1 protein-coding gene and 1 pseudogene are annotated in these 660 nt (G+C 69.2%); one reads left to right on the forward strand and one right to left on the reverse strand.

Annotated features, from left to right (window positions below; translation table 11 throughout):
- Positions 1-21: 21 nt before the first annotated feature.
- Positions 22-432, reverse strand: coding sequence for a helix-turn-helix domain-containing protein (locus LPA54_RS34575; protein WP_228918688.1), 411 nt, complete (start codon positions 430-432; stop codon positions 22-24).
- Positions 433-511: 79 nt separating this feature from the next.
- Between LPA54_RS34575 and LPA54_RS34580 the strand changes: the two are divergent.
- Positions 512-660, forward strand: a pseudogene (locus LPA54_RS34580) (RidA family protein); the annotation flags it as partial.

Genomic DNA, 660 nt, shown 5'->3' on the forward strand with positions numbered 1-660 from the left:
GGAACTCAACTTCGGTTGAGGTCAAGCTCCGTCGGTGGGGGCCGCCGCGGTCATTCGGTCGAGGTCGTCGAAGGCGCGGCGAGCCCGCTCGATCTCCGGCATGTGGGTCGTGGCCCACTCCAGGAGCACGTCGACCGGGCGCCGCATGGTCTTGCCGAGCGGCGTGATGCGGTACTCCACGGCGACGGGGCGCGAGCTGACGACCTCCCGCTCGACGATGCCGTTGCGTTCGAGCCTGCGCAGGGTCGCGGTGAGCGACTTCTGGGTCACCGCGGGGACGGCGCGGCGCAGGTCGTTGAACCGGCAGGGCCGCTCGCACAGTTCGTTGAGGACGCTGAGCGACCACTTGTCCAGCACCTGGTCGAGCAGCTCGCGGTGCGCGTTCTCGATCCGCAGCTCGCCGCTCGCGCGGCCGCCTTCGGTTTCCGGCACGATACCTGGTCTCCTTGAAGTGTCCTTCGTCCACCAAGTATCAAGGGTATACCTACTGCTTCGACACGAGGAGATCCCCGTGACCGTCCGTCGTTTCACGCCCGAAGGCATGCTGCAGCCCACCCCGTACGAGCACGTCGCCGTGGGGACGGGCACCCGTCACGTGCACGTCAGCGGGCAGGTCGCCCGCGCCGCCGACGGCAGTCCGCTCGCCCCGGGGGACCTCGC

The organism is Streptomyces sp. DH12, from assembly GCF_020873895.1.
In the GTDB taxonomy this organism is placed as follows: domain Bacteria; phylum Actinomycetota; class Actinomycetes; order Streptomycetales; family Streptomycetaceae; genus Streptomyces.